Origin of the sequence: Nonomuraea sp. NPDC049758, from assembly GCF_040674635.1 — a bacterium.
Lineage (GTDB): Bacteria > Actinomycetota > Actinomycetes > Streptosporangiales > Streptosporangiaceae > Nonomuraea.
Genome location: NZ_JBFAMZ010000021.1, coordinates 159,607 through 182,567 on the forward strand (window position 1 = coordinate 159,607; position 22,961 = coordinate 182,567).

The window sequence follows — 22,961 nt, forward strand, 5'->3', positions numbered from 1 at the left end:
TGTCGCGTCAGGACGGGCCCGGCGCGGGATCACGACAAGGGGAACCAGCGGGTGAACAGCTGGGTCAGCGGGCCGATGGCGAGGGCGAAGACCAGCGTCCCGACGCCGACGCTGCCGCCGAGCAGCCAGCCCACGGCCAGCACGGTGAGCTCGATGAGGAAGCGGGCCAGCCGGACGGACAGGCCGAGCCGCATCAGGCCGGTCATGACGCCGTCGCGCGGCCCCGGGCCCATGCCCGCCCCGATGTAGAGCACGGTGGCCAGCGCGATCGCGACCACGCCGAGCGCCACGTACAGCGCCTGGACGGCCAGGTGGGACGGCGTGGGCAGCAGCAGGATCGCCGCGTCGGCGAACAGGCCGAGGAACACCACGTTGCTGATCGTGCCGAGGCCGGGCCGCTGGCGCAGCGGGATCCACAGCAGCATCACCAGGGCGCCGACGCCGATGATGACGGTGCCGATGGACACGTCCAGCCGCAGGGCCAGGCCCTGGTGGAAGACGTCCCAGGGGTCGTTGCCGAGGCCCGACTCCACCTGCAGCCCGATGCCGGCGCCGTACAGGGCCAGGCCGCCGTAGAGGCGCAGGAGGCGGGAGGGGAGGGAACTCAGGCGGGGGACGGTTGCTTCGCTCATGATGGCCCCATGGTGGCAGGCCAACTGGTTGCCAAAACAGGGCCAATCATGGAAAGTGGCCTTATGAGGCATTTGTCGGCTGCGCAGGTGGCCCGGCTGGTCGACGTCGATCCGGCCGCGCGGCCGTACTACCGCGCCCTGGCCGACGGCGTGCGCGCGCTCATCATGGACGGCCAGATCCCCGTACGCGTGCGCATGCCCGCGGAACGCCACCTGGCCGAGACCCTGGGCGTCAGCCGCACCACCGTCACCTCCGCCTACGACCTGCTGCGCGAGCGCGGCTACCTGGACAGCAGGCAGGGCTCGGGAAGCTGGACGACCCTGCCCGACCCGGCCACCACCCGCGAGAACCCCTGGCTGTCCACCGGCGACGACGGCCTGATCCAGCTCCACTGCGCCGCCCCGCCCGCGCCGTCCGCGCTGCGCGAGGCCATGGCCGAGGCCCTGGACGACCTGCCCAGGTACGGCATGGGCAACGGCTACGACCCCATGGGGCTGCCGGTCCTGCGCGAGCGCGTCGCCGCCCGCTACACCGAGCGCGGCCTGGCCACCCGGCCGGACCAGATCGTCGTCACCACCGGCTCCCAGCACGCCATCCAGCTCGTGGCCGGGCTGCTGATCGGCCCCGGCGACCCCGTCATGGTCGAGTCGCCGACCTACCCGCACGCCATCGACGTGGCCCGCCAGCACGGCGCCCGGATCGTGCCCTTCGGCATCTCGCACGAGGGCTGGCAGCCCGACCTGATGGCCGCCACGATGCGGCAGTCGGCCGCCCGCCTGGCCTACCTGATGCCCGACTTCCACAACCCCACCGGCGCCCTCATGGACGACGCCACCCGCGCCGCCGTCGCCGGCGCGGCCCGCCGCAACGACGTCATCCTGCTGGTCGACGAGACCTGGAGCGAGCTGGCCCTGGACGACGTGCCGCGCACCGCGCCGATGGCCGCCTTCGACACCGACAGCCGCGTGATCAGCATCGGGTCGGCGTCCAAGCTGTGGTGGGGCGGCCTGCGCATCGGCTGGATCCGCACCACGGCCGCCCTGGCCCGCCGGCTGGCCCGGCACCGCGCGGTCGTCGACATCTCCAGCCCGGTCATCGAGCAGCTGGTCACCGCCCGCCTGTTCGAGCGGATGGCGCAGACCCGCGCCGAACGCCTGCGCGGCCTGCGCGCCTCGCGGGACGCGCTGACCGCCGCGCTGGCCCGGCACCTGCCGGAGTGGACGTACACGCTGCCGCGTGGCGGCGGCACGCTGTGGGTGCGGCTCAACGGCGACACCTCCAGCACGCTCGCCGACGCCGCCGTCTCCCACGGCGTGCGCCTGGCTCCCGGGCCCTGGTTCGGCCTGGAAGGCACGCTGGAGGGCTACCTGCGGCTGCCGTTCACCCTGCCGCCCGAGACCGTGGCCGACGCCGTCGCCCGCATCGCCCGCGCCCGCGTCCAGGGCCCCACCGGCGCCCGCCGCCACCCCGACTCGCTCGTGCCGATGGTGTGAAGAGTCAGGAGTGCTCCTCGGCGCCCTTGGCCAGGGGCGCCCGCCAGTTGCGGCGCATCGCGGTGATGCGCAGCCCGAAGGCCAGCAGCGCGGCGGCCAGCGTGGCCGGCCAGCCGTGCAGCCCGGCCGTGGACAGGCCCGCCATCACGGCCGAGCCCAGCAGGGCGGGCACCGCGTAGAGCTGGCGGTCGTACAGCAGCGTGGGGATCTCGCCGGCCAGCACGTCGCGGATCACGCCGCCGCCGACGGCCGTCGTGACGCCGAGGATGGTGGCGTGCAGCGGGCTGAGGCCGTACTCCAGGGCCTTCTCGGTGCCGACGGCCGCGAACAGGCCGAGGCCGGCCGCGTCGAGCACGAGGATGACCGGCATCACGCGGGCCACGTGCGGATGCCAGAAGAAGACGATCACCGTGGCGGCCACCGGCACCAGCACGTAACCCAGGCTCTGGAAGGCGGCCGGCCGCACGTTGAGAATGAGATCGCGGACCAGGCCGCCGCCGAGCGCGGTCATCTCGGCCAGGACGCCCATCCCGACCACGTCGAGCCGCTTGCGCACACCCATGAGCGCACCGGTCAGTGCGAAGACAAAAATACCGACAAGGTCGAGAATTTCAGACACGTTGGAAGTTTTTACCGGATCGGCGGCATGGCCGCCGCATGGTAGTGCTCGGCCATGAGCACCCGCAGTTTCCGCGTGAACAGGAACATCGCCATCCCGGCCGCGATCGCCATTATCGCCAGGACCAGGTAGTACATCGGGTCGGACAGGTAGCGGGTGAGCCGCCCCGTCTGGCCACCCACCGCGTCGCCCACCGACACCGCGATGAACCAGATCCCCAGCATCTGCCCCTTGAACGCCTCCGGCGCCAGCTTCGTCGTGACCGACAGCCCGACCGGGCTCAGCGACAGCTCGCCGAACACCTGGATCAGGTAGACCAGCACCAGCCACCACACCGACACCCGCCCGCCGGTCGCCAGCCCGGCGGCGATCGCCATCACCACGAAGCTCAGCCCCACCATGACCAGCGCGAACCCGAACTTCTGCGGCGTGCTCACCCGCACCCCGAGCTTCACCCACAACGCCGCGAACACCGGCACGAAGATCATGATGAACAGCGGGTTGAACGACTGCGTCGTCGCCGCCTGGATGGGCACTCCGAACAGCTCCAGCCGGGTGTGGTCGGCGGCGAAGAACAGCAGCTTGCTCGGCGCCAGGTCGTAGATCATCCAGAAGATCGCCGCCGCGACGAACAGCCAGATGTAGGCCTTCATCCGGCTGCGCTCCTCGTCGGTGAGGCTGTGGCTGCCCAGCAGGATGTAGGCGAAGTAGACCACCGGCACGATCAGGATGACGATCGTGATCGCCAGCGCCAGGCGGTCGATGGTCAGCGTGCCCGTGGCCGCCCACGCGCCGAGCGCGAGCGCGGTCACCGCCACGGCCGCCCCGGCCACCCGGCCGAACCGGCGGCGCTCGGGCGGCGTCAGCCGGACGCCGGGACGCTCCCCGACGCCGCGCAGGTTCCGGCCGCCCCAGACGTACTGCAGCAGGCCGAGTGCCATGCCGACGGCGGCGGCGCTGAAGCCCAGGTGCCAGCGGTCGCCGTCGGCCAGCCAGCCGACGACGAGGGGCGCGAAGAAGGCGCCCAGGTTGATGCCCAGGTAGAACAGGGAGAAGCCGGCGTCGCGCCGGCCGTCCTCGTCCTCGCCGTACAGGCGGCCGACCATGACCGAGATGTTCGGCTTGAGCAGGCCCGTGCCGCTGATGATGAGCAGCAGCCCCAGCCAGACGAAGAACGACGTGGTCACCGGGATCGCCATGCTGATGTGGCCCAGCATGATGACGAACCCGCCCCAGAACACCGACCGGCGCGCCCCCAGCACGCGGTCGGCGATCCAGCCGCCGGGCAGCGCCACCAGGTAGATCAGCGCCCCGTAGACGCCGACCACCGCCTGCGCGGTCTCCTGTGACATGCCGAGGCCCTTGTGGGCGGGCGAGGCCGCCATGAACGTGGCCAGGATCGCCCGCAGGCCGTACCAGCTGAAGCGCTCCCACATCTCCGTGGAGAACAGGGTCGCCAGCCCCCACGGATGCCCGAAGAAGGTCCTTCCGCCCTTGCTCATGCCCGCCCTCCCGAGACACGTACGGCACCTGGACGATCACTCTACGTGACCGCCCCGACTGTTTCCCGCCTGGGTCTTGCCGCTGCTTGGAGGGTGTGGTGCGATGCATGCCACCTGTGCAAGTGATTACTGACTGGAGGCGGGTGCCATGGCCGAAGTCCTCGACGTACGGGCCGACATCGAGCGGGAGATCGCCGGTCGCACGGTCTGCGAACAGCTCAGGCAGGTGGCCGCCCGGCACCCCGACGCACCCGCGTACTCCGACCCCGAAGGCCCCGGCGGCTGGACGACGTTGACCTACGGGCAGGCGCGGCGGCGCATCCTGGAGATCGCGGCCGCCTTCGCCGCCCTCGGCCTGCGACGCGGCGAGTCAGTCGCGATCATGATGGTCAACCGCAGCGAGCACGTGCTGGCCGACCTCGGCGCCGTGCACGCCGGCGGCGTGGGCTGCACGGTCTACTCCACCTTCGCGCCCGACCAGATCGCGTTCGTGGCCGGCGACGTGGGCGCCCGCTTCGCCGTGCTGGGCGGCCCCGCCGAGCTGGCCCGCTGGCAGCCGGTGCTCGACCGGCTCGACGGCCTGCGCCGGATCATCATGCTCGACGGCGCCCCCGACGACGAGCGCTTCCTGTCCTGGGCCGACTTCCTCGACCTGGGCCGCGCCCGCCTGGCCGAGGACGAGGCCGCCGTCGAGGCCCGCGCCCGCGAGGTGGCCGCCGGCGACGTCGTCACCGTGCTCTACACCTCGGGCACCACCGGCATGCCCAAGGGCGTGCCGCTCACCCACACCAACGTCTTCTACGAGGCCGCCGCCACCGACCGCATCACCTCGCTGCCGACGCACGGCACCCAGATCTCCTACCTCACCTACGCCCACATCGCCGAGCGCATCCTCAGTCTCTACCTCCCGCTGGTCAAGATGTCGCACGTGCACTTCTGCACCGACCTGGCCAACCTCGGCGCCACGCTCGGCCAGGTCAGGCCGATGATGTTCTTCGGCGTGCCGCGCGTGTGGGAGAAGATGATGGCCCGGCTGCTGGCCTTGCTCGCCACGCAGCCGCCCGAGCAGCAGGCCGCCGTACGCGAGGCCATGGCGGCCGGCGCCGCCTACGTCGAGGCCGGCCAGTACGGCGGCACGATCACCCCCGAGATCCAGGCCGCCTACGACAAGGCCGACGCGGCCCTGCTGTCGGTCGTCCGCGGCATGATCGGCTTCGACCGCGCCGAGTGGACCGCGACCGGCGCCGCCCCCCTGCCCGCCGAGGTCCAGCACTTCTACGCCGGCCTCGGCCTCAAGGTCATCGACGTCTACGGCATGACCGAGACCACCGGCGCCTTCACCGGCAACAGCCCCTCCTGCTACCGCCTGGGCACCGTCGGCAGGGCCGAGCCCGGCGTCGAGGTCCGCATCGCCGAGGACGGCGAGATCCTCACCCGCAGCCCGCTCAACACCGGCGGCTACCTCAACCGCCCGGAGGCCACCGCCGAGCTGCTCGACGCCGACGGCTGGCTGCACACCGGCGACATCGGCACGGTCGACGACGACGGCTTCTACCGCGTCGTCGACCGCAAGAAGGAGCTCATCATCACCGCCGGCGGCGAGAACGTCTCGCCCGCCGAGATCGAGAACCACCTCAAGGAGCACCTGCTCATCGGCCAGGCCCTCGCCTACGGCGACAACCGCCCGCACCCGGTGGCCGTCCTGACCCTCGACGGCGAGACCGCGCCGGGCTGGGCGCAGGCCCGCGGCATCGGCTTCACCTCCCTGGCCGAGCTGGCCGAGCATCCCGACGTCCTCAAGGAGGTCGCGGCCGCCGTCGCGGCCGCCAACGCCAGGCTGGCCAGGGTGCAGCAGGTCAAGCGGTGGGCGCTGCTCGGCACCGAGTGGACCACCGAGACCGAGGAGCTCACCCCGAGCCTGAAGCTGAAGCGGCGCGTCATCCACGCCAAGTACGCCGACATCATCGAGTCCCTCTACGGCGAGGCGCGCTGATCTGCGGCCCCCGTCGGCTTTGCCATAAGGGGTGCGTGTCGCGGTCCTGGTCATGACCGGGCGGTTCCTAGCGTCTCGCTCATGACCAGAAGCCTCCTTCTCGTCTCGCTCGCGGCGGGGTCGCTCACGGCGCCCGTGCCTGCGTATCCCGCCGCGACCGAGCTCGCCATCCGCGCCATCACCGTACGGCCCGCGAACCCGGTCGTGGGGGCTCACGACTCGGTGAGCCTGGTGATCGACGTGATCGCGCGGGGCGCGCGCGGCAAGAACGGCGTCACCGTCAAGGTGGAGCCCGGCGCCCCGCCCGGCCCGCTGCTGTCGGCCAAGCCCCCGGTCGAGGACGCCCCCGACCTCCCGCCCGCGGCCGAACCCGGCCTCCAGCCTCCGGCCCTTCCCGGGCCGCCGTCGTCCTCCTCGTGGGAGCCCGGGACGTCGTCGGCGCCCGCCGAGTCCTCTGGGCCCGCCGGGTCCGCCGAATCCGCGGGGCCGTCCGGATCTTCGGCGGCGCCGGTCGGCCCGGCCGGTGCCGCGCCGGGGAGCGCGTACGCGAATCCGGCCTCCGGCGGCCCGGTCGAGGGGCTGCGGGCCCTGATGCCGCTGCCCCTGACGGTCGCCGCCGATCCAGGTGCCGTCGAGCCAGGTGCCGCCGAGCCAAGGGTCGACCTGCAGAAGGCCCCGTCCACCGGCACGCTGCCGTCCCGGCTGGTGTGGCGCCAGGGGGCGACTCCGCCGGCCCGGATGGCGGCCGACTGGCAGACCTGGCGTTTCCTGCCCGACAAGAAGCTGAACCGCTTCTACCCGACCGGCACCTGGACGATCAGCGCCACCGCCAGGGACGCCGACGGCGCCACGGTCACCGAATACGCCTCCTTCGAGCTCAGGAGGGCGACCAGGTTGTCGTCCGTCCGGGTGGAGAGGTCGCCGAAGTCCGCCGGCGGCGTGCGCCTGCGCGGCTCGCTGACCAGGATCGACCCGCGCGGCTTCACCGACTTCGGGCCGTACGCCAAGCAGCGGCTGCGGCTCCAGTGGCGCGGGGAGGGCTCCCCGGCCTGGGAGGACGTGGCCGAGACGACGACCGACGCCGCCGGGGCCTTCGTGCAGACGGTGCCGCCCAGGAGAGGCGGCCTGTGGCGCGTGCACTTCCCGGGAAACCCCCACTACGCGCCATACACCACTAAACCCCGACAAATCGCCAGTTAGCGTAATAAAACACGCACAAAAATCCGCCAGGGTATTTGTCGTTATCTAATCGTGATCGGCCGTATCGCAACTTTTCTTTACCCTTACGCGTCATTAGGCGTTGACGTGTCCCGTCCCTGGGGCGCGTCCGAGACGGGGAAGGATTTGTTTTTGATGATGCGACGTCTAGCCGCCGGACTGGCCGCGGCCGCTCTGGGCGCCACGATGGTGGCCACCGCCGCCGCCGCGCCCGCCCTGGCGGACACGGACCCCGATCCCGACTTCGCGGGTGGGAGCACGAGCCTCCAGCTCGACGTCAACCCCGAGCCTGCGCGGCGCGGCAGGGCCCTCGACATCCAGGGCAAGCTGTCGGTGTCCTGCGACGAGGACTACATCAGCGGGTTCGTCGCGGTGCACCACGCCGACTACTGCAAGGACAGCGAGCGCTGGCACCGTCTGGCGTGGAAGCGGGTCGTGATCCTCTTCCAGGCCGACGGCAGCGACAAGTGGGACTACGTCGAGTCGGTGCGCACGAACCGGGACGGCTCCTTCCACACCAGCGAGCGGGCCTACACCTCGGGCACCTGGCGCGCCGTCTTCGAGGGCTCCCGGTACCTGGCCCCCTCCGAGGGCAAGGACTGGGTGAAGGTCTACGGCGGCGGCCGCCACCACTAGCAACACCCGGCGGAAGCCCGGCCTCGCGGCCGGGCTTCCGGCATGTCCGGCCCCGTTCCGGGCCTCTCCCGAGCCGTTCCCAGGCCTGTTCCGAGCGTCTTCCGGACTGTTGCCGGGCCGGTCGTCGCCGTCAGTAGCCCACGGCGACCTGCACCCGCTGGTGCCGCGGGTCCTCGATCTCGGCCACCACCGCCGCCGCCAGATCGGCGTAGGAGAACACCGGCCCGCCCTCCTCGGCGGCCATGACCTGCTCCCCGCCGAACCGGTGCCGCCCGCTGCGCTCCGCCCGGTCGTCGAGCACCACCGGCGGCGGCGCGATCACCACCCAGTCCAGCGCCCCGCCCTCCTCGCGAAACACCTCCAGCTCGGCGGCGTGCCCGAGGGAGAACGTCCGGGCGTCCTCGGGGAAGCCGGGGGTGTCCACCAGCCGCGTCCCCGGCGCGACCTCCAGCAGGGTGCCGATGCCCAGCGCCACCAGCCGGGGCACGCCCGCTGCCGCCAGCCCGCCGGTCAGCGCCCGCGCCGCCGCCGTGTAGAACTCCGCGGACGGCACGTCCAGCCGGACGCTCGCCTGCACCGCCACGTCGTGCCCCGCCGCGACCGCCGCCACGCTCTCCCGGTCGGTCACGTCACCGGCGACCACGCGCACGCCGTCACCGGACGGCCCCGCGTACCGCGCCGGGTCGCGCACCACGGCCGTCACCTCGTGCCCCCGCTCCAGGGCCTGCCCGACCACCCGCGCGCCGGCCCGTCCGCCCGCGCCGAAAACCACGATCCTGCTCATCGTCAACACTCCGTCCGGCGGCCGGCACACCCGGCCGCGCCCGGCAGACGGTAGACGCCCGATGGTCACTTCCCGCAACGATAGTGAGCTCCCGCCGCCTAGCATGGACGTCATGGCCGAACCCCTTGACCCCGACATGTTCGCCGCCTGTGTCCACGTCGCCCCCGTCCGCGTCGGCGACAAGTGGACCGCCAAGATCATCCGCTGTCTGGAGCAGGGCCCCAGACGCTTCACCGAGCTGCAGGTCCCGCTGCGCGGCATCACCCCGAAGGTCCTCACCGAGTCCCTGCGCGCCATGGAACGCGACGGCATGCTCACCCGCACGGCCTACGCCGAGATCCCGCCCCGCGTCGAGTACGCGCTGACCCCCCTCGGCCGCAGCCTGCTCGCGCCGATGGCGGCCGGCTGCGAGTGGTCCAGGCGGCACCTGTCGGAGCTCATCGACGCCCGCGAGTCCTGGCACGCCGCCCACCCCTGACGGTCCCGTCCCGGCGGCCCCGCGGAATCGATCACCGGCGCGGCGCGTTGCCTGCCAGGGAGAGGCAGGCGGTTTTGAGCGCCGCGCGACACCCGTCGTAGTCTGGCTCTCTGGCGAAACGGACAGGAGGTGACGCCCCATGTTGCGAGACTCGTTCGGACGGGTGGCGACGGATCTGCGGGTGTCCCTCACGGACAAGTGCAATCTGCGCTGCACGTACTGCATGCCGCCCGAAGGGCTCGACTGGCTGCCCAAGGCCCAGTTGCTGACGGCCGACGAGATCGTCCGGCTGGTGCGCATAGGCGTCGAGCGGCTGGGCGTCACCGAGGTGCGCTACACCGGCGGCGAGCCGCTGCTACGGCGCGAGCTGGTCGACATCGTCGCCCGCACCACCGCCCTCGACCCGCGTCCCCAGGTGCTGCTGACCACCAACGGCATCGGCCTGGCGCGGCTGGCCGAGCCGCTGGCGCAGGCCGGCCTCGACCGGGTCAACGTCTCACTCGACACGCTCGACCCGGCCACGTTCAAGCAGCTCGCCCACCGTGACCGGCACGCCGACGTCATCGCGGGGCTGGCCGCCGCCGACGCGGCGGGCCTGCGTCCGGTCAAGGTCAACGCGGTGCTCATGCGCGGCGTCAACGACCACGAGGCCGTGCCGCTGCTGCGCTTCTGCCTGGAGCGCGGCTACGAGCTGCGCTTCATCGAGCAGATGCCGCTCGACGCCCAGCACGGCTGGACCCGCGAAGGCATGATCACCGCCGACGAGATCCTCGAACGCCTCTCGGCCGCCTTCGACCTGACGCCCGACGACCTGGAGCAGCGCGGCAGCGCCCCGGCCGAGCGATTCCTGGTCGGCGGCGGCCCGGCCCGGGTCGGCGTGATCGGCTCGGTGACGCGCCCGTTCTGCGGCGCCTGCGACCGGGTCCGGCTCACCGCCGACGGTCAGGTGCGCAACTGCCTGTTCGCCACCGAGGAGTCCGACCTCAAGACCGCCATGCGCGCGGGCGCCTCCGACGACGACCTGGCCGCCCGCTGGGTCGCCGCGGTCGCCCGCAAGCGCGCCGGGCACGGCATCGACGACCCGTCCTTCCTCCAGCCGTCCAGGCCGATGTCGGCCATCGGCGGCTGACGATGCTCTTCGACGCGGTCGTCCTGGCGGGGGGAGCGGCCCGCCGTCTGGGCGGCGCCGACAAGCCCGGCCTGGCCGTCGGCGGCCGTCCGCTGGTCGAGCGGGTGGTCGCGGCGGCGTCCGGCGCGCGCCGCACGGTCGTCGTCGGGCCGCCCCGGGAGCTGCCCGGGGTCGTCTTCACGCGGGAGGACCCGCCGGGCGGCGGGCCCGTCCCCGCGCTGGCCGCCGGGTTGCGCGAGGTCGAGGCGCCGTGGCTGGTGCTGCTTGCCGGCGACCTGCCGTTCCTGACGGCCGCGCACGTGCGGGAGCTGCTGGCGGCGGTCCGTCCCGGCGCGGGGGCGGTCATGGTCGACGACGACGGCCGCGAGCAGTGGCTCGTCGGCGCCTGGCCGGTGCCGCAGCTGCGGGCGGCGCTCGCCGCCTACCCCGGGCGTTCCCTCAAGGGCCTGCTCGGCCCCCTGACCGGAACGCGGCTGGCCTCGCCGGGCCGGCCGTGGTTCGACTGCGACACGATGGACGACCTGAAGGAGGCTCGCATGAACGTACTCGCCGAGTGGACGGCGCTGGTGTGCAAGGAGCTGGGCGTCGACCCCGCCCGGGTGGACCGCGACCTGGTCCTCGACCTGACCAAGGAGGTCGCCCACGGGGTGGCCAGGCCCGCCGCGCCGCTCACCGCCTACCTGCTCGGGCTGGCCCAGGGTGCGGGCACCGCCCCTGAGGACGCCATGGCCAGACTGGTCACATTGGCGAAGAACTGGGAGCAGGCGACCACCGAGACGCTGACTGACGGCTGACACTCGAACGAACTCTTGAAGTCAAGCCGGCCGCTTCCTCCAGATTTCCTGAGAATTACGAGGAGGAGGCCGGTGTAAACGATTTCGGGAAAGCGGTCCTATCGGACTCCGGCCGGCGCGGGGGACTGATCGTCCAATGCAAAGGGCTGGCCAGGAAAAGGGCGACGCCGGGTGGTTACGGGGGCAAACCACCCGGCGTCGCTTCATCGGCGTTCCGACGGGGGCCCGGAACGCCGGCACCAGCACTCCGACGGGGGACCGGAGCGCTTGCCTAAAGCGTACACCTACAACCCATGGGATGCGTCAAGACTTAGTCACGACCCGATCTCGCGTCGATGCAGCGGTATCTCGGTTTGGTTAGCCTCAGGGGACTCAAAGTGGGGCGGCGGCGCGCCCTCGCTGCGCTCATTGGCCCCGATTACGGCAATGTATGGCAAAAACACTGCCCCAGCGATGAACAGCAGCCGGTAGGGCCACGGCACCGGCACCACGACCGCCAGGATCAGGCAGATCGTCCGGATGCCCATCTTGATCAGGTAGGCGACCTCACGCTTGCGGATGTCCGCTGTGAGCGAGGGTCTGGCGTCGGTGACCTGGTGGACGTCCGGCTTCTTGCGCCACCCCTTCATACCTTCCACGGTAGACCTCGTACGGGCAGGGCGCGACGGCGCGGCCGGGCGCTGAGGAGGGTCATGCGATCATGGCCTTCGAGTAAGGAGGATGGGGAGATGACGGATCGAACGTATCGGGTCACTGAGATAGTCGGCACGTCGGGGGAGAGCCTTGACCAGGCCATCCGCAACGGCCTCCAGCGGGCCTCGCAGACCCTGCGCCACCTGGACTGGTTCGAGGTCACCGAGATCCGCGGCCACCTCGACGGAGGCGAGATCGCGCACTACCAGGTGGGCATGAAGGTGGGCTTCCGCCTGGAGGACTCCTGACCGTCCCCGGACGGCCCGGGGCCGGCGCCCCGGCACACTGACCCCCGTCCCGGCCCCGGCCCGCCCTGCGGCCCGCTGGGGGCGCGGACGGCGGCCGGCACGACGACGCCCGCCGCCCCGCTCGATCGCGGGACGGCGGGCGCGCCCGGCCGTGACGTACGGCCCGGACGTACGGCGGGGTCAGCTCGCCTGGCTGACCGTCGACATGTTGAAGTCCGGCACCCGCAGCGGCGGCATCACCGTGCGCTGGAAGTAGTCGTTCCACTCGCGGGGCAGCGTGCGCTCGGCCGCCCCCACCTCCGTGACGCGCCCGAGCAGGTCCACCGGGCTCTCGTTGAACCGGAAGTTGTTCACCTCGCCGACGACCTCGCCGTGCTCCACCAGGTAGACGCCGTCGCGGGTAAGGCCCGTGACCAGCAGCGTCTGGGGATCGACCGCGCGGATGTACCACAGGCAGGTGACGAGCAGCCCGCGCCGGGTGGAGGCGATCATCTCCTCCAGCGACCGGGCGCCCTCCGCCGGGCCGGACATGACCAGGTTGTCGATGCCGGGCGTCACCGGCAGCCCGCTGAGCTCGGCCGAGTAGCGCGTCTGGAGCAGCGACTCCAGCCGGCCGTCCCTGATCCAGTCGGTGGGGCCCAGCGGCAGGCCGTTGTCGAACACCGAGCCGTCGCGGCTGGAGGCGTGCGCGGTGACGAACGGCGCGCACGAGATGCCCGCGGCCCGGGGATCGCTGGACAGCGTGATCGGCAGCGTGGCGAGCTGCTCGCCCACCCGCGTGCCGCCGCCCGGCCCGGAGAACACCGAGCGGCCGTCGAGCGCGTCCCTGGCGCCCGCGGACCAGTACAGATAGATCATCAGGTCGGCCACCGCGCTCGGCGGCAGCAGCGTCTCGTAGCGGCCCGCGGGCAGGTCGACCCGGGTCTTGGCCCACTCCAGGCGCTGGGCCAGCGAGGCGCCGAGCGCGGCCACGTCGACGTCGGCGAAGTCCTCGGTGAACACGCCGGTCCAGGCCGACCGCTTCAGGTCGCCGGACTTGGCGTTGAGCTCCAGGCGGCCGGTCGGCTGGTCGTGCCGCAGCCGCACGCCGGTGGAGGTGCCGAGGAAGGTCGAGGTGAGGGAGTGCTCGGCGAAGCCGTAGAGCTTCCTGCCGCCGGACTCGGCGGCGGAGAACGCCTCGCCGAGCGCGGGCGCGAACCGCTCGAACACCCCGATGTCGGTCGGCCGCACCTCGTCGTCCCAGCCGGGCGCGGCCGGGCCGCCCTCGACCAGCGGGCGGGCGTCCTCGGCGGGCCGGGCCTCGCGGGCCGCCCGGTCGGCCGCCGCGACCACGTCGGGGAGCTGGTCGGCGCGCACGGCCGAGCGCGAGACCACGCCCACGCCCTGCCCGGCCACCGAGATCACGGTCAGCCGGGACGAGCGGGCCACGCCGTTGGTGGTCAGCGTGTTGCCCGCGAAGCGCAGGTTGGCCGTGGAGCCCTCGTCCACCAGCACCACGCAGCCGTCGTTCGCGGAGAGCTCCAGAGCCCTCTCCACCATCTCCTGCGGGGTAGTCACTTGCCGCCCTCCTGCACCGTGTTGAGCACGCGCACGCCCCTGAACAGCGCCGACGGGCATCCGTGGCTGACCGGCGCGACCTGCCCCGGCTGGCCCTTGCCGCAGTTGAAGGCGCCGCCCAGCACGTACGTGCCCGGCCCGCCGACGCCGTCCATCGACTGCCAGAAATCGGTCGTGGTGGCCTGGTAGGCGAAGTCTCTGACCTGCCCGGCCAGCTTCCCGTGCGAGATCCGGTACGCCCGCTGCCCGGTGAACTGGAAGTTGTAGCGCTGCATGTCGATCGACCAGCTCTTGTCGCCCACGATGTACAGGCCGCGCTCCACGCCCGCGATCAGCTCCTCGGTGGAGGGCCCGCCGGGCGCGGCGGCCAGCGACACGTTCGCCATGCGCTGGATCGGCATGTGGCCGGGGGAGTCGGCGAACGCGCACCCGTTGGAGCGCCCGAACCCCTGCATCAGCGCCATCCGCCGGTCGAGCTGGTAGCCCACCAGCACGCCGTCCTTGACGATGTCGAAGCTCTGCCCCCGCACGCCCTCGTCGTCGTAGCCGACCGTGGCCAGGCCGTGGGTGACCGTGCGGTCGCCGGTGACGTTCATCAGCGGCGAGCCGTAGACCAGCTCGCCGAGCTGGTCGAAGGTGGCGAAGCTGGTGCCGGCGTAGGCGGCCTCGTAGCCCAGCGCGCGGTCGAGCTCGGTGGCGTGGCCGATCGACTCGTGGATCGTCAGCCACAGGTTGGACGGGTCGATCACCAGGTCGTAGTCGCCCGCCTCGACCGAGGGCGCGGCCAGCTTCTCGGCCAGCAGCTCGGGCAGCCGGCCCAGCTCGGCCGGCCAGTCCCAGCCCGTGCCGGTCAGGTACTCGTAGCCGCGGCCGACCGGCGGCGCGATCGTGGACATGTCGTCGAAGCCGCCCTCGTGCGCCTTCATCGCGTTGAGCGACGGATGCACCCGAACGCGCTGCTGCGTGGTCACCGTGCCCGCGGTGTCGGCGTAGAACTTCTGCTCCTTGACCTGCAGCAGCCGCGCCGAGACGTGGTCGGCGCCCTTGAGCAGCCCGGCCGACCAGTCGGCCAGCAGCCCCACCTTGTCGGCGGAGGGCACCTCGAACGGGTCGACGTCGTAGTCGGAGACCCACACCGCGTCGGCGTGCACCGGCTCGGGCGCCAGCTCGATGGGCTCCCGGTTGACCGGCGCGCTCACCTCGGCCACCCGCACCGCCTGCTCGGCCACCGCCGCGGCGGCCTGCGGGGTCAGGTGGATGCCGGCCGCGAACCCCCATGTGCCACCCTTGACGACACGGACCGCGTAGCCGAGGTCGTCGGCGTCGAGCGCGCCTTCGAGGCGGGCGTCGTACAGGCGCAGCGTCTCGGCCCTGACGCGTTCGAGCCGGAAGTCGGCGTGCTCGGCGCCGAGGTCGCGGGCGCGTTGCAGGGCCGCGTCCGCGAGCTGCCGCAGCGGCAGTTCCAGGAAATCGGGATCGATCTGGCGCATGTCCACGATCCTAACCCTGTGATCTTGTGCCACCCGGACAAGCGGATACCCGCAAGTAAGAGATAGCGTCAGATGCCATGGCACGCTCTGTACTCGTCACCGGAGGCAATCGCGGCATCGGCCTCGCGATCGCCCGTGAACTCGCCGCGGCCGGCGACGCCGTCGCGGTCACCTACCGATCGGGGGAGCCGCCGGAGGGCCTGTTCGGCGTCCGCTGCGACGTCACCAGCACGGCCGAGGTCGAGGCCGCCTTCGACAAGGTCGAGGCCGAGCAGGGGCCGGTCGAGGTCCTCGTCTCCAACGCGGGCATCACCAAGGACACCCTGCTGGCGATGATGAAGGAGGAGACCTTCACCGACGTCATCGACGCCAACCTGACCGGGGCCTACCGCGTGGCCAAGCGCGCCATCAGGCCCATGATGAAGATCAAGCGCGGCCGCATCATCCTCATCTCCTCCGTGGTCGGCCTGTCCGGCCAGGCGGGCCAGGCCAACTACGCCGCCTCCAAGGCCGGCCTGGTCGGCTTCGCCCGCTCCCTGGCCCGCGAGTACGGCTCGCGCAACATCACCGTCAACGTGGTCGCGCCCGGCTTCGTGGCCACCGACATGACGTCCGGCCTCGACCAGGAGGCCATCGTCAAGAACATCCCGCTCGGGCGGCAGGCCGCCCCCGCGGAGATCGCGCGCGTCGTCCGCTTCCTGGCCGGCGACGACGCCTCGTACATCACCGGGGCCGTGATCCCGGTCGACGGCGGACTCGGAATGGGGCACTGACGTGGGAATTCTCGAAGGCAAGCGGATCCTCGTGACCGGCGTGCTCACCGACGCCTCCATCGCCTTCTCGGTGGCCAAGCTGGCCCAGGAGGAGGGCGCCACGGTGGTGCTCACCGGGTTCGGCCGGCTGAGCCTGGTCGAGCGCATCGCCAAGCGGCTGCCCCAGACCCCGCCGGTGCTGGAGCTCGACGTCCAGGACACCGACCAGCTCGACACGCTGGCCGCCCGCGTGGGCGAGCACGTCGACGGGCTCGACGGCGTCGTGCACTCCATCGGCTTCGCGCCGCAGAGCGCCCTCGGCGGCAACTTCCTCAACACGCCGTGGGAGGACGTCGCCACCGCCCTGCAGGTGTCCACGTACTCGTTCAAGTCGCTGGCCGTGGCCTGCCTGCCGCTGATGAAGGAGGGCGGCGCGGTCGTCGGCCTCGACTTCGACGCCTCCAAGGCCTGGCCGGTCTACGACTGGATGGGCGTGGCCAAGGCCGGCCTCGAGTCGTGCAGCCGCTACCTCGCCCGCGACCTGGGCAAGCACAACATCCGGGTCAACCTGGTCTCGGCCGGGCCGCTGCGCACGATGGCCGCCAAGTCGATCCCGGGCTTCAAGGAGTTCGAGGAGAGCTGGCCCGAGCGCTCGCCGCTGGGCTGGGACCTCACCGACACCGTCCCGGCCGCCAAGGCGTGCGTGGCGCTCATGTCCGACTGGTTCCCCGCCACCACCGGCGAGATCGTGCACGTCGACGGCGGCGCGCACGCGATCGGCGGCTGAGCGCGCCTCACGCCAGGCGGTGCCTGCCGCTGCCCGCCGGGGCCGGCTCGAACGGGATCGACTCGCTCGGCTCGGCCCGGTGCCGCCGCTGCTGCACGATCCGGGTGGCCAGCACCGCCGACCCCAGCAGCACGATCGTCAGCACGGTGCCCAGCACGTCGTGAGCCGGCGGGCTGGGCCGCACCACCCGCTGGTCGCGCAGCGGCACGGCCAGCTCGCGCCCGAACGGGTTGGGCCACAGCAGCTCCACCCGCGAGTCGTCGGGATCGGCGGTCGGCTCCTCGGCGGTGACCGGCCGCTCGTCGTCCAGCGTGTACGGCTGGTGCCGCGGCGGCGTGGGCGGCTGCGTCGGCAGCGGCGCGGTGGCCGCGTCGGTGTCGCGCTCGTGCGGCCGGTCGCTCCGGCGGCGCCCGGTCCCGGTCTCGGGCCCGGTCTCGGTTCCGGGCGAGGCCGTCGGGGTGGGGTAGGCCGTCAGCGACGGGAGCACGCCCTGGTCGTCGCAGGCCAGCACCGGCAGGCACACGTCCTTCAGCGGCTCGGGCACCAGGTCGCTGTGGCTGGGGCTGGGAGAGGGGCGGTCCGAGTGGGACGGTTTGGCGGGCCTGCCGGTCGGCACGGCGTCGCCGACGGTGCCGAGCACCTCGCCGGTGGCCTTGTCGACGCCCTTGGTCACCGGGTCGGCCTTGCCGCCGGTCACGTCGTCGACCGTGCCCGTGAGCGCGCCGACGACGTCGCACAGTGTGTCGGTGACACCCGAGAGCAGCCCACCCTCGCCCGGGCAGCCCTGGACGGCGGCGGCGGAAGCGGCCGGCGCCCCCGCCGGGATCGCCGCCAGCGCCACCGCGAGCACCCCGGCCGAGATCGCGGTCCTGCTCCCCATCCGTCCCCTCCTGTGTCGCTTCAGGAGGAAATCCTTATGGACAAGGCCCGTCAGACGCAGGCTTTTTCCCGGTAAAGTTGCGATTCGGTATCGACTAGTGATACGCGAGATGGATTCTCGTTCGTCGTCAGTCGAGCGAGGACACGTCATCGAGCGCCTCCCGGATCTCGATCGGGAGCACGACGTCCTCGGCCGACAGGATCCCTTTGAGCTGCGTGTGGGTGCGGGCGCCGACGATCGCCGAGGCCACCCCGGGCTGGTCGCGCACCCATGACAGGGCCACCGCCAGCGGCGAGACGCCGAGCCCGTCGGCGGCGGTGGTGACCGACTCGACCACGCTGCGGCCGCGCTCGTCGAGATAGGGACGGACGAAGTCGGCGAAGTGCGGCGTCGCGGCGCGGGAGTCGGCCGGGATGCCGGTGCGGTACTTGCCGGTCAGCACGCCCCGGCCGAGCGGCGACCAGGCCAGCACGCCGACGTCGAGGTGGGCGGCGGCGGGCAGCAGCTCGCGCTCGGGCTCGCGGGCCAGCAGCGAGTACTCGACCTGGGCCGAGGTGATCGGGATGCGTCCGGGGACCGACTTCTGGGTGACCGCGGCGGCGGCCAGCTGCCAGCCCGCGTAGTCGCACACGCCGGCGTAGACGGCCCGGCCGGAGGAGACGATCGCGTCGAGGGCGGCCAGGGTCTCCTCCAGCGGCACCTCGGAGTCGTAGGTGTGGAGCTGCCACAGGTCGACGTAGTCGAGGCCGAGCCGGTTGAGCGACTCGTCGACGGCGGCGATCAGATGGCGCCTGGAGGCGTCGCGCGGCCGGCGGCCGGTCGGGGTGACCACGGCCTTGGTGGAGATCACCAGCTCCGAGCGCGGCACGGAGTCGCGCAGCATGCGGCCGAGCAGCCGCTCGGAGTCGCCCCCGGTGTAGACGTCGGCGGTGTCGACGAGGGTGCCGCCCGCGTCGACGAACGAACGGAGCTGGGCGGCGGCCTCCTCCGGGTCGGTGTCACGGCCCCAGGTCATCGTGCCGAGCCCCAGCCGGGACACCGACAGGCCGCTGCGGCCGACATAGCGCTGCTCCATGATCCCGCCAGGTTACCAAGAACGGGCCCGCCCGCCAGTCCGCCGCTCCAATGTCCTGCCTGGTGAGGAGCGTGGCGGCGGGTGGATGCGAAGTTTTCTCGCAGGTGCGTGAAACATGGTGATCCGCGCCTGCGACACTTGCTGGTGTGACCACCCTTCTGCTGGCCCGCCACGGGCTGACCGACCTCACCGGGCCGGTGCTGGCCGGGCGCACCCCGGGGGTGCACCTGAGCGAGGCCGGGCGGGCGCAGGCCGAGGCGCTGGCCGGCCGCATCGCCGGGGTCCGGCTCGACGCCGTCGTCTCCAGCCCGCTCGAGCGCTGCCGCGAGACCGCCGAGGCCGTCGCCAAGGGCCGCGGGGCGGACGTGGTCCTGGACGAGCGGCTGATCGAGTGCGGCTACGGCACCTGGACGGGCCGCCCGCTCAAGGAGCTCGCGCAGGAGCCGCTCTGGCAGACCGTGCAGGCGCATCCGAGTGCGGTGACATTTCCGGAAGGGGAGTCGCTGGCCGATATGCAACATCGGGCGGTCGCCGCGGTCCGGGAGTGGAATCGACGCCTCGGGTTGAAGGGTGTCTACCTGGCGTGCACCCACGGAGACGTCATCAAGGCGATCGTGGCGGACGCTCTGGGGCTGCACCTCGATCATTTTCAGCGGATAACAGCCGATCCTGCGGCCCTCACCGTGATTCGCTATGCCCCCTTGCGTCCCTTTGTTCTCAGGATTAACGATATGGGGGAATTGCGGTTGCCCGAGGATTCGGAGGAGAAAGACGGGGGAGAAAACATCACCGGGAGCGATGCCGCCGTCGGCGGTGGACCCGGGACCACGTAAGGTCAGGCTATGCCGGTCTTCGACTACGACCCACCGGAGAGGTTCGTCGCCGGCGCCCTGGGGCAGCCGGGCGCACGGGTCTTTTTTCTGCAGGCCAGGGCCGAGGGCAGACTGACCACCGTGGCGCTGGAGAAGCTGCAGGTGGCTGCGCTCGCGGGCAGGCTCGACGAGCTGCTCGACGAGGTTCTGCGGCTCAGCGGGGGCACCGCGCACGTGCCCGCGCTGGCTCCGGCCGACCTGGCCGACGACGCCCCCCTCGACGTGCCGGTCGCGGAGGACTTCCGGGTCGGCACCATGGCGCTCGCCTGGGACGACGACAAGTCCCAGGTGGTGATCGAGGCGCAGGAGGTCATCGACGAGGAGGACCTCGACGGCCCCGACCCCGCCGTGCTGCGGGTGCGGATCAGCGCTGGGGCCGCGCGCGCCTTCACCCGCAGGGCGCTCCAGATCGTGGCGGCGGGCCGGCCTCCCTGCCCCCTGTGCGGGCAGCCGCTCGACGCCGAAGGCCATGTCTGCGTCCGACTCAACGGCTACCGCGGGGGTGAGGCGGCTTCATGACCGCTCCTGAGAGCGAACCGGCCGTCAAGCCGCCACAAGGGCCGATCATGCAGGAGGAGGAGGCGCTCACGCTGCTGCGCGACGGGCGCCTGGAGGTGGCCGGCCGCCTGGTCGAGGCCACCAACATGACCCTCTACTGCTCGATCAAGCTGGGCGGCCGCAGCGCCGCCTGCGTCTACAAGCCCGTCCGCGGCGAGCGCCCCCTGTGGGACTTCCCCGACGGCACCCTCGCCGCCCGCGAGGTGGCCGCCTACGAGGTCTCCCAGGCGACCGGCTGGCGCATCGTGCCGCCGACCGTCTATCGCGAGGGCCCGTTCGGGCCCGGCATGTGCCAGCTGTGGATCGACACCGAGCGCGAGATCGACCTGATGCGGCTGGTCAAGAGCCGCAACCCGGTGGTGCGCAGGATGGCGGTGTTCGACGCGGTGGTCAACAACGCCGACCGCAAGGGCGGTCACCTGCTGCCGCTGCCGACCGGGCACGTCTACGGCGTCGACCACGGCGTCTGCTTCTCGGCCGAGGACAAACTGCGTACCGTGCTGTGGCAGTGGCGGGGCAAGCCGCTGGCGCGCGAGGCGGTGGCGGTGCTGGCCAAGCTGGAGCGCGACCTGGAGTCGGGCTCGCTGGGGCGGCGGCTGCGCGAGCTGCTCACGCTGGCCGAGGTGGAGGCCACCTGGCGGCGGGTCAGGCGGCTGCTGGACACCGGCGTGCATCCGTACCCGTCGGAAGGGTGGCCGGCCGTTCCCTGGCCCCCTATCTGAGGACTGGCGGGGGTTTTATACCCTTTGCCGCATGTGCACGCTGATCGTGAGAACCGGGGAGCCGCTGACCCTCATGGGCGTGCGGGACGAGCTCACCGACCGCCCCTGGGAGGCGCCCGGGGAACACTGGCCCGAGCATCCCGGGGTGATCGGCGGCCGTGACCTCAAGGGCGGCGGCACCTGGATGGCCGTCTCCCCGTCCGCCTGCCGCGCCGCCGCCCTCCTCAACGGCCACGGCAGGCAGGCCCCCGAGACCACCAGGGTCTCCCGCGGCGACCTGGCCCTGATCGCGGTGTCCACGGGCGACGTCCCGGACGTCGACCTGACCCGCTACGACCCCTTCCATCTCGTGCTCGCCGACCTGTCCGGCGTGCGGCTGTTCAGCTGGGACGGCGACCGCCTCACCGCCTCCGCCCTGCCCGACGGCACCAGCATGGTCGTCAACACCGGCCTCGACCCGGACGCCGGCCGCGTCCGGGCCCACCTGCCGCGCTTCGCGAGCGCGCCCGACTGGGCCGAGCTGATCACCGGCGCGCACTCCGACCGGCCGGACGCCCTCCTGGTGCGCAACACCCTGCCCGACGGCCGCGTCTACGCCTCGCTGTCGGTGATGCGGGTCACCCTGGGCCAGGACGACACCGCCTTCGAGTTCACGGACCTTACGGCACGGATAGGCTCAAAGGCATGAGATCGTGGTCTGCCCAGAACATCCCCAAGCTCCCAGGTGAGAGCATTCCGCTGCGTCTCTACGACACGACGACGAGGCAGGTGCGGCAGACCGATCCCGGCCCCACCGCCCGGATGTACGTCTGCGGCATCACCCCCTACGACGCCACCCACCTCGGCCACGCCAACACCTACCACGCCTTCGACCTGGTGGGCCGGATGTGGCGGGACGCCGGGCACGAGGTCCACTACACCCAGAACGCCACCGACGTGGACGACCCGCTGCTGGAGCGGGCCGCCCAGACCGGTATCGACTGGCAGGAACTGGCCGAGCGCGAGATCGAGCTGTTCCGCACCGACATGGAGGCCCTGCGCATCCTGCCGCCGCGCGAGTACGTCGGCGTCACCGAGGTCGTGGGCCACGTCGCCGACCTGATCACCGAGCTCGCCGCCAAGGGCTGCACCTACGACCTCGACGGCGACGTCTACTTCAAGGTGGCCGACGCCCCCAAGTTCGGCCAGGTGTCGGGGTACGACGAGGCCGAGATGCTGGCCCTGTCCGCCGAGCGCGGCGGCGACCCCGACCGGCCGGGCAAGCGGCACCCGCTCGACTGGCTGCTGTGGCGGGCCGAGCGGCCCGGCGAGCCGGCCTGGGAGACGAGCCTGGGCCGGGGGCGTCCCGGCTGGCACATCGAGTGCACCGCGATCGCGCTGCGCAACCTGGGCCCCGGCTACGACGTGGCGGGCGGCGGCTCCGACCTGATCTTCCCGCACCACGAGTGCGGCGCCTCCGAGGGGCACGCGGCGACGGGGGAGTGGCCGTTCGCCAAGTTCTACACGCACGCGGGCATGGTGGCGCTCGACGGCGAGAAGATGTCGAAGTCCAAGGGCAACCTGGTGTTCGTCAGCCGGCTGCGGCAGCAGCACGACCCGATGGCCGTGCGGCTCGTCCTGCTGGCCCACCACTACCGGCAGGACTGGGAGTACACGCCCGACCAGCTCGCCGCCGCCGAGCGCCGGCTCGCGCTGTGGCGCTCGGCCGTCGCCCTGCAGGGCGCGCCGCGCGCGGAGGAGCTGCTGGCCGCGGTCCGCGAGCGGATGGCCGACGACCTCGACTCGCCGGGCGCGCTGGCCGCGATCGACGCCTGGGCCGAGCGGGCGCTGGCCGAGGGCGGCCCGCAGCAGCCCGGCCTGGTCAAGGACCTCACCGACGCCCTCCTCGGCATCGCACTCTGACGAACGACCGACGGGTGACATGGTCGTGGGGGGGGGGGGGGGGGGCGGCCCCCCCCCCCCCCGGGGGGGGGCGGGCCCCCCGGCGGGGGGGGGGGCACCACCACCGCGCCCCCCCGGGCGGGGGGGCGGGGGGCGCCGGGGGGGAG

General features: G+C 72.3%; 24 protein-coding genes. 15 read left to right on the plus strand and 9 right to left on the minus strand.

Translation table 11 applies throughout. The annotated features are described in order from the left end of the window. Positions 1 to 29: 29 nt before the first annotated feature. Positions 30 to 632 carry a hypothetical protein gene (locus tag AB0J46_RS40930; protein ID WP_358302308.1) on the minus strand — a complete coding sequence of 201 codons (603 nt, stop codon included), beginning with the start codon at positions 630 to 632 and terminating at the stop codon, positions 30 to 32. 63 nt (positions 633 to 695) lie between these two features. Between AB0J46_RS40930 and AB0J46_RS40935 the strand changes: the two genes are divergently transcribed. Next, entirely contained in the window at positions 696 to 2,126 is a 1,431-nt protein-coding gene (locus AB0J46_RS40935; protein WP_364340197.1) for a PLP-dependent aminotransferase family protein, read from the plus strand. A 4-nt stretch (positions 2,127 to 2,130) separates the two neighbouring features. On the opposite strand, the gene AB0J46_RS40940 is transcribed toward AB0J46_RS40935, so the two are convergent. Both AB0J46_RS40940 and AB0J46_RS40945 read right to left on the minus strand, forming a co-directional pair. Beyond that, positions 2,131 to 2,745 (minus strand): trimeric intracellular cation channel family protein, encoded by a 615-nt coding sequence (locus tag AB0J46_RS40940; RefSeq protein ID WP_352363435.1) that lies wholly within the window; start codon positions 2,743 to 2,745, stop codon positions 2,131 to 2,133. Between the two features lie 11 nt (positions 2,746 to 2,756). Beyond that, positions 2,757 to 4,247: an oligopeptide:H+ symporter gene (locus AB0J46_RS40945; RefSeq protein ID WP_364340199.1), complete on the minus strand. Its 1,491-nt coding sequence runs from the start codon at positions 4,245 to 4,247 to the stop codon at positions 2,757 to 2,759. Positions 4,248 to 4,395: 148 nt separating this feature from the next. Here AB0J46_RS40945 and AB0J46_RS40950 point away from each other — a divergent pair, with 148 nt between their 5' ends. From AB0J46_RS40950 to AB0J46_RS40960, 3 genes are all read left to right on the plus strand, one after another. Continuing rightward, a complete protein-coding gene (locus AB0J46_RS40950; protein WP_364340200.1) occupies positions 4,396 to 6,240 on the plus strand; it encodes a long-chain fatty acid--CoA ligase in 1,845 nt (614 codons plus the stop codon). Positions 6,241 to 6,321: 81 nt separating this feature from the next. Beyond that, on the plus strand, positions 6,322 to 7,440 hold the full coding sequence (locus AB0J46_RS40955; RefSeq protein ID WP_364340202.1) for a hypothetical protein: 1,119 nt from the start codon (positions 6,322 to 6,324) through the stop codon (positions 7,438 to 7,440). Positions 7,441 to 7,593: 153 nt separating this feature from the next. Then, the gene (locus AB0J46_RS40960) at positions 7,594 to 8,094 is read left to right on the plus strand and encodes a hypothetical protein (RefSeq protein ID WP_364340204.1); all 501 of its coding nucleotides are present in this window, start codon (positions 7,594 to 7,596) and stop codon (positions 8,092 to 8,094) included. 130 nt (positions 8,095 to 8,224) lie between these two features. On the opposite strand, the gene AB0J46_RS40965 is transcribed toward AB0J46_RS40960, so the two are convergent. Next, positions 8,225 to 8,878 (minus strand): NAD(P)H-binding protein, encoded by a 654-nt coding sequence (locus AB0J46_RS40965; RefSeq protein ID WP_364340206.1) that lies wholly within the window; start codon positions 8,876 to 8,878, stop codon positions 8,225 to 8,227. Positions 8,879 to 8,990: 112 nt separating this feature from the next. Here AB0J46_RS40965 and AB0J46_RS40970 point away from each other — a divergent pair, with 112 nt between their 5' ends. From AB0J46_RS40970 to AB0J46_RS40980, 3 genes are all read left to right on the plus strand, one after another. Then, a complete protein-coding gene (locus AB0J46_RS40970; protein ID WP_364340207.1) occupies positions 8,991 to 9,356 on the plus strand; it encodes a helix-turn-helix domain-containing protein in 366 nt (121 codons plus the stop codon). Between the two features lie 139 nt (positions 9,357 to 9,495). After that, on the plus strand, positions 9,496 to 10,485 hold the full coding sequence (moaA, locus tag AB0J46_RS40975) for a GTP 3',8-cyclase MoaA (protein ID WP_364340209.1): 990 nt from the start codon (positions 9,496 to 9,498) through the stop codon (positions 10,483 to 10,485). Between the two features lie 2 nt (positions 10,486 to 10,487). Then, positions 10,488 to 11,279, plus strand: coding sequence for an NTP transferase domain-containing protein (locus tag AB0J46_RS40980; RefSeq protein WP_364340210.1), 792 nt, complete (start codon positions 10,488 to 10,490; stop codon positions 11,277 to 11,279). Between the two features lie 314 nt (positions 11,280 to 11,593). On the opposite strand, the gene AB0J46_RS40985 is transcribed toward AB0J46_RS40980, so the two are convergent. Beyond that, the gene (locus tag AB0J46_RS40985; protein ID WP_364340213.1) at positions 11,594 to 11,908 is read right to left on the minus strand and encodes a DUF3099 domain-containing protein; all 315 of its coding nucleotides are present in this window, start codon (positions 11,906 to 11,908) and stop codon (positions 11,594 to 11,596) included. Between the two features lie 99 nt (positions 11,909 to 12,007). Between AB0J46_RS40985 and AB0J46_RS40990 the strand changes: the two genes are divergently transcribed. Continuing rightward, positions 12,008 to 12,220, plus strand: coding sequence for a dodecin (locus tag AB0J46_RS40990; RefSeq protein WP_125642491.1), 213 nt, complete (start codon positions 12,008 to 12,010; stop codon positions 12,218 to 12,220). A gap of 180 nt (positions 12,221 to 12,400) precedes the next feature. On the opposite strand, the gene AB0J46_RS40995 is transcribed toward AB0J46_RS40990, so the two are convergent. Both AB0J46_RS40995 and AB0J46_RS41000 read right to left on the minus strand, forming a co-directional pair. After that, positions 12,401 to 13,759, minus strand: a complete 1,359-nt coding sequence (locus tag AB0J46_RS40995; RefSeq protein WP_364340240.1) for a metallopeptidase TldD-related protein — start codon at positions 13,757 to 13,759, stop codon at positions 12,401 to 12,403. Positions 13,760 to 13,773: 14 nt separating this feature from the next. After that, positions 13,774 to 15,267: a TldD/PmbA family protein gene (locus tag AB0J46_RS41000; protein ID WP_364340215.1), complete on the minus strand. Its 1,494-nt coding sequence runs from the start codon at positions 15,265 to 15,267 to the stop codon at positions 13,774 to 13,776. A gap of 77 nt (positions 15,268 to 15,344) precedes the next feature. On the opposite strand from AB0J46_RS41000, the gene AB0J46_RS41005 reads away from it, so the two are divergent. Together AB0J46_RS41005 and fabI are read left to right on the plus strand one after the other, a co-directional pair. Then, positions 15,345 to 16,040 carry a beta-ketoacyl-ACP reductase gene (locus AB0J46_RS41005; RefSeq protein WP_358008091.1) on the plus strand — a complete coding sequence of 232 codons (696 nt, stop codon included), beginning with the start codon at positions 15,345 to 15,347 and terminating at the stop codon, positions 16,038 to 16,040. Between the two features lies 1 nt (position 16,041). Next, complete coding sequence (fabI, locus tag AB0J46_RS41010) at positions 16,042 to 16,806, plus strand: enoyl-ACP reductase FabI (protein WP_352327881.1); 765 nt, start codon at positions 16,042 to 16,044, stop codon at positions 16,804 to 16,806. 7 nt (positions 16,807 to 16,813) lie between these two features. On the opposite strand, the gene AB0J46_RS41015 is transcribed toward fabI, so the two are convergent. Further along, on the minus strand, positions 16,814 to 17,686 hold the full coding sequence (locus AB0J46_RS41015; RefSeq protein ID WP_364340218.1) for a hypothetical protein: 873 nt from the start codon (positions 17,684 to 17,686) through the stop codon (positions 16,814 to 16,816). A 127-nt stretch (positions 17,687 to 17,813) separates the two neighbouring features. Continuing rightward, positions 17,814 to 18,761 carry an aldo/keto reductase gene (locus tag AB0J46_RS41020; RefSeq protein WP_364340220.1) on the minus strand — a complete coding sequence of 316 codons (948 nt, stop codon included), beginning with the start codon at positions 18,759 to 18,761 and terminating at the stop codon, positions 17,814 to 17,816. A 146-nt stretch (positions 18,762 to 18,907) separates the two neighbouring features. Here AB0J46_RS41020 and AB0J46_RS41025 point away from each other — a divergent pair, with 146 nt between their 5' ends. The 5 genes from AB0J46_RS41025 to mshC are packed head-to-tail and all read left to right on the plus strand — an operon-like array spanning position 18,908 to position 22,815. Then, a complete protein-coding gene (locus AB0J46_RS41025; protein WP_364340222.1) occupies positions 18,908 to 19,594 on the plus strand; it encodes a histidine phosphatase family protein in 687 nt (228 codons plus the stop codon). Between the two features lie 9 nt (positions 19,595 to 19,603). Then, on the plus strand, positions 19,604 to 20,152 hold the full coding sequence (locus tag AB0J46_RS41030) for a DUF3090 domain-containing protein (protein ID WP_352363409.1): 549 nt from the start codon (positions 19,604 to 19,606) through the stop codon (positions 20,150 to 20,152). Continuing rightward, complete coding sequence (locus AB0J46_RS41035; RefSeq protein WP_364340224.1) at positions 20,149 to 20,913, plus strand: SCO1664 family protein; 765 nt, start codon at positions 20,149 to 20,151, stop codon at positions 20,911 to 20,913. Before AB0J46_RS41030 ends, AB0J46_RS41035 begins: the two co-directional genes overlap by 4 nt. 31 nt (positions 20,914 to 20,944) lie before the next feature. Beyond that, complete coding sequence (locus tag AB0J46_RS41040; RefSeq protein ID WP_364340226.1) at positions 20,945 to 21,601, plus strand: NRDE family protein; 657 nt, start codon at positions 20,945 to 20,947, stop codon at positions 21,599 to 21,601. After that, positions 21,598 to 22,815: a cysteine--1-D-myo-inosityl 2-amino-2-deoxy-alpha-D-glucopyranoside ligase gene (gene mshC / locus AB0J46_RS41045; RefSeq protein ID WP_364340228.1), complete on the plus strand. Its 1,218-nt coding sequence runs from the start codon at positions 21,598 to 21,600 to the stop codon at positions 22,813 to 22,815. The genes AB0J46_RS41040 and mshC overlap by 4 nt, the downstream gene beginning before the upstream one ends. Positions 22,816 to 22,961: the final 146 nt, after the last annotated feature.

What these genes read in the sequence shown, in the direction of transcription:
- AB0J46_RS41040 (WP_364340226.1), top strand. Translation starts at nt 20,945, where the DNA reads ATGTGCACGCTGATCGTGAGAACCGGGGAGCCGCTGACCCTCATGGGC.
- AB0J46_RS40950 (WP_364340200.1), top strand. Translation starts at nt 4,396, where the DNA reads ATGGCCGAAGTCCTCGACGTACGGGCCGACATCGAGCGGGAGATCGCC.
- AB0J46_RS41035 (WP_364340224.1), top strand. Translation starts at nt 20,149, where the DNA reads ATGACCGCTCCTGAGAGCGAACCGGCCGTCAAGCCGCCACAAGGGCCG.
- AB0J46_RS40980 (WP_364340210.1), top strand. Translation starts at nt 10,488, where the DNA reads ATGCTCTTCGACGCGGTCGTCCTGGCGGGGGGAGCGGCCCGCCGTCTG.
- mshC (WP_364340228.1), top strand. Translation starts at nt 21,598, where the DNA reads ATGAGATCGTGGTCTGCCCAGAACATCCCCAAGCTCCCAGGTGAGAGC.
- AB0J46_RS41005 (WP_358008091.1), top strand. Translation starts at nt 15,345, where the DNA reads ATGGCACGCTCTGTACTCGTCACCGGAGGCAATCGCGGCATCGGCCTC.
- moaA (WP_364340209.1), top strand. Translation starts at nt 9,496, where the DNA reads ATGTTGCGAGACTCGTTCGGACGGGTGGCGACGGATCTGCGGGTGTCC.
- AB0J46_RS40935 (WP_364340197.1), top strand. Translation starts at nt 696, where the DNA reads ATGAGGCATTTGTCGGCTGCGCAGGTGGCCCGGCTGGTCGACGTCGAT.
- AB0J46_RS40955 (WP_364340202.1), top strand. Translation starts at nt 6,322, where the DNA reads ATGACCAGAAGCCTCCTTCTCGTCTCGCTCGCGGCGGGGTCGCTCACG.
- AB0J46_RS41000 (WP_364340215.1), bottom strand. Translation starts at nt 15,267, where the DNA reads ATGCGCCAGATCGATCCCGATTTCCTGGAACTGCCGCTGCGGCAGCTC.
- AB0J46_RS40930 (WP_358302308.1), bottom strand. Translation starts at nt 632, where the DNA reads ATGAGCGAAGCAACCGTCCCCCGCCTGAGTTCCCTCCCCTCCCGCCTC.
- AB0J46_RS40990 (WP_125642491.1), top strand. Translation starts at nt 12,008, where the DNA reads ATGACGGATCGAACGTATCGGGTCACTGAGATAGTCGGCACGTCGGGG.
- AB0J46_RS40995 (WP_364340240.1), bottom strand. Translation starts at nt 13,759, where the DNA reads ATGGTGGAGAGGGCTCTGGAGCTCTCCGCGAACGACGGCTGCGTGGTG.
- AB0J46_RS40945 (WP_364340199.1), bottom strand. Translation starts at nt 4,247, where the DNA reads ATGAGCAAGGGCGGAAGGACCTTCTTCGGGCATCCGTGGGGGCTGGCG.
- AB0J46_RS41015 (WP_364340218.1), bottom strand. Translation starts at nt 17,686, where the DNA reads ATGGGGAGCAGGACCGCGATCTCGGCCGGGGTGCTCGCGGTGGCGCTG.
- AB0J46_RS41030 (WP_352363409.1), top strand. Translation starts at nt 19,604, where the DNA reads ATGCCGGTCTTCGACTACGACCCACCGGAGAGGTTCGTCGCCGGCGCC.
- AB0J46_RS40985 (WP_364340213.1), bottom strand. Translation starts at nt 11,908, where the DNA reads ATGAAGGGGTGGCGCAAGAAGCCGGACGTCCACCAGGTCACCGACGCC.
- AB0J46_RS41020 (WP_364340220.1), bottom strand. Translation starts at nt 18,761, where the DNA reads ATGGAGCAGCGCTATGTCGGCCGCAGCGGCCTGTCGGTGTCCCGGCTG.
- AB0J46_RS40960 (WP_364340204.1), top strand. Translation starts at nt 7,594, where the DNA reads ATGATGCGACGTCTAGCCGCCGGACTGGCCGCGGCCGCTCTGGGCGCC.
- AB0J46_RS40970 (WP_364340207.1), top strand. Translation starts at nt 8,991, where the DNA reads ATGGCCGAACCCCTTGACCCCGACATGTTCGCCGCCTGTGTCCACGTC.
- AB0J46_RS40965 (WP_364340206.1), bottom strand. Translation starts at nt 8,878, where the DNA reads ATGAGCAGGATCGTGGTTTTCGGCGCGGGCGGACGGGCCGGCGCGCGG.